Annotated in this window: 4 protein-coding genes; all 4 read right to left on the bottom strand. The window is 42.8% G+C overall.

Going from position 1 to position 2,593, the window contains the following annotated elements:
• Window positions 1–144 (bottom strand): transposase (locus tag ACYVGR_RS36980; RefSeq protein ID WP_460963253.1); only part of this gene is annotated, 144 nt, incomplete at its 3' end.
• A gap of 47 nt (window positions 145–191) precedes the next feature.
• Complete coding sequence (locus ACYVGR_RS36975) at window positions 192–791, bottom strand: phage integrase SAM-like domain-containing protein (protein ID WP_460965849.1); 600 nt, start codon at window positions 789–791, stop codon at window positions 192–194.
• A 687-nt stretch (window positions 792–1,478) separates the two neighbouring features.
• Window positions 1,479–2,030 carry a hypothetical protein gene (locus ACYVGR_RS36970; RefSeq protein WP_460965847.1) on the bottom strand — a complete coding sequence of 184 codons (552 nt, stop codon included), beginning with the start codon at window positions 2,028–2,030 and terminating at the stop codon, window positions 1,479–1,481.
• A 170-nt stretch (window positions 2,031–2,200) separates the two neighbouring features.
• Window positions 2,201–2,473, bottom strand: coding sequence for a hypothetical protein (locus tag ACYVGR_RS36965; protein WP_460965845.1), 273 nt, complete (start codon window positions 2,471–2,473; stop codon window positions 2,201–2,203).
• Window positions 2,474–2,593: the final 120 nt, after the last annotated feature.

Here is a 2,593-nt window from a genome sequence, read left to right as displayed (position 1 = left end):
CATACCACCATATTTAGCTCGCCAATTGTAAAAGGTAGCTTCGCTGATACCGTGTTCGCGGGTAATTTGAGCGATAGTCTGGCCGCTGTCTTGCTGTTTAAGAATCGCTACGATCTGCGATTCGGAGAATCGTCCTGCTTTCATTTCCCTTTCCAATTACTAGTGAAATTTAGTTTTTTTTACTCTACTTTTTACTGGCTCACTTTCAGGGGTTCAGGACAGGTCGTTATGAAGGCCATTCGGCGGTGGAGACTGTTGGCGGATTTGATACCATTGTTTTTTAACCAGATCGACCACTTTAAAATCCAGTCTTCACTCACCTCGTCCAGGTGGATATCGATCTGCTGGTTGTCTTTAGCTTTGCCCAGATATTCCGCCAGCTTATTGACGTGCCCTTTATACTTCAGGGCTGTATGGTACTGCCCCTTTTGTTGACAACGAGCAATGTAGTTTTCGCCGTGCAACAGTAGGTTTCCTTCGGCTTTGACAACAGCCTCACTAGTGGCAATCAGGTAAGCCGGGTCAATCTTTTGGCCGGATGCCTCCGCCTTCAACAAGCGCTGTTCAGCCTCGTTGTAAGCTTCGGTGATTTTAGCGTTTAGAAAGGTCTTATTGGGGTGATTTTTAATCCGTCCTATTGCCTTATCGAACTGGGCTGGTTTAACTTTACAAAGCATTCGCCGTTTCCATACATTGCCCGTAGGAGAGGACTGAATGCACTGGAGCATGACGGGCTGGGTTCCGTCGCCGTACTTCTTGGTGTGGAGGATAATTTTTAGAGATATCGCCATTGCAACGCGTTTTAATTGTGTTGCAACAAAAATATAAATCATTCCCAATTGGGAGTAATTTATATTTTTCTTAGCCAGTTAAGCCTTTTATTTATAACTATAATAAGACTCTGAGTTGTGAATATAATACAACTATAGTAGTTTCTCGCTCTCTGCTGAAAGGAATGTTTTTCTTCTTGAAGTCCACCAAAAGCCCGCTAAAAACGGGCTTTTTTGTTTTTCTCTTCTGAAAATCACAATTTCCCCGACTGACTTTATTCAAACCATTTAGGTACACCTTTGGGCTCCAGTCTAGAGTAGCCAGATCCACCTCATCCAGATCCATCTGCCGCTTCAGGTAGTACATCCGTTTACGTATGGCCTCCATCGCTTGCCAGCATGTAGCCGGATGCTAGCTAAACTATTCCGATCTGCTTTCTCGCTGTTGCCATCTAGTATCTTTGATGCATTTCGGTTGTTAGCGAGTCATTCGGCTCCGGCCCGGCATCTGTTTGGATACCGATGGTTTCTTTCATTGTTTCGCTTTTTTGGGAAAGCTAAATCCATCCAGGAGGCAAAAAGGACAGGAACGCCCCTGATCAGCCTATACTGCCGCAAAAAAAACACGGCTGTCTAACCGTGGATTTAGTATTAACACTCGCTTAAAGTCAACTTAGATGTTGACCCTGCAAATGGTAATAGGACACTTTAGTTTTTGTGCAGGTTAGCGTAGACTATAGCTCTATTCAAACCACGCCAGACCATTAAAGGATTATCTTGGTTAATTTCAACGTGGAAGTTGTCACCAGTTAGTCCAATGGATTGAAGATAATCTACCTCAGCAGATGTTACTCTATCGTCTACGCCCTTGAAATTATAAGTCAAAAACATTGTTCCCTTCAGCTTAGAGTTATTCTGAATAGGATAGATTTTAGCGTATATAGGTAGTGCTACATTGCGGAAGTTTAAGACACCCTCCAGTTCTAGAATACGTTTGTCACTGATTATTTGCGATGATGCTTGGAAAGTGAGAGTTGCTAAATTCTGAATGAGCGTATCTTTTATAATGGCAACAGGGTACTGCAGAGAAAGCAACTTTTTATGGTCAATCTGGGCTTGCTGAATAACCCAACTTCCAATAAGTTGTGGTTTAAGTTCATCGACAAACTTAGCTGTCTGCTCAGAGGGAGACAAAAGCTCCTTCTGTTGACATTGGGAAAAGCAGAGCGAAGTGATCAAGATGGTGAAAAATAGTTTCATGGTTGAGCTTTTAAAAAGGTAAATACTGCTTTAAAGAATAAGTATCCTAGAGATTAAATGGATTTTGCGAGATTTCCTTGGCTTGTTTATTAAGCGTAGTAACTTTTAAGCTCTCACCCCAAATGGCGAGTAGGTTGGGGCGGGGGACTTGGATCGACAGTTCAGAGTCATTATTTGGCTTTGGGTTCCATTTCGTTGAAGTCGAATTTTGTTCTTAGACCTCTTCCTGGCCCATACACTATAATGTATTGCCCCGTTTGGGTATCTAGAATAATAGAACCTTGTTGGCCCGTAACGGCCTGATAACGTTGATTCTCCCAAGTAGGTTTTTCAGGCTGGTTATTATTTGACGGGGTGAAGTTGGCCAAGGGGAGAACACCAATCAGCGTTAGAGCACCCAGAAAAAACGAACGGAGGTCGATGGTAAAATGAAGCGTTTTCATCGTTAAACAATCGGTTTATGTGTGCTTGTTTAAGGCAAAATAGCTTTTACTTTACCCGTCGAGAGTGCTCGCTGAACTGTGTCAGCAGGATTTATTCGAAGCGATGGGATTTAATTCGTT

Source organism: Spirosoma litoris, assembly GCF_054776755.1.
This window is presented reverse-complemented; position numbering and strand designations above follow the sequence as displayed.

Excerpts from the sequence above, each read along its gene's own strand:
- ACYVGR_RS36975 (WP_460965849.1), bottom strand. The coding sequence starts at position 791 with ATGGCGATATCTCTAAAAATTATCCTCCACACCAAGAAGTACGGCGAC.
- ACYVGR_RS36970 (WP_460965847.1), bottom strand. The coding sequence starts at position 2,030 with ATGAAACTATTTTTCACCATCTTGATCACTTCGCTCTGCTTTTCCCAA.
- ACYVGR_RS36965 (WP_460965845.1), bottom strand. The coding sequence starts at position 2,473 with ATGAAAACGCTTCATTTTACCATCGACCTCCGTTCGTTTTTTCTGGGT.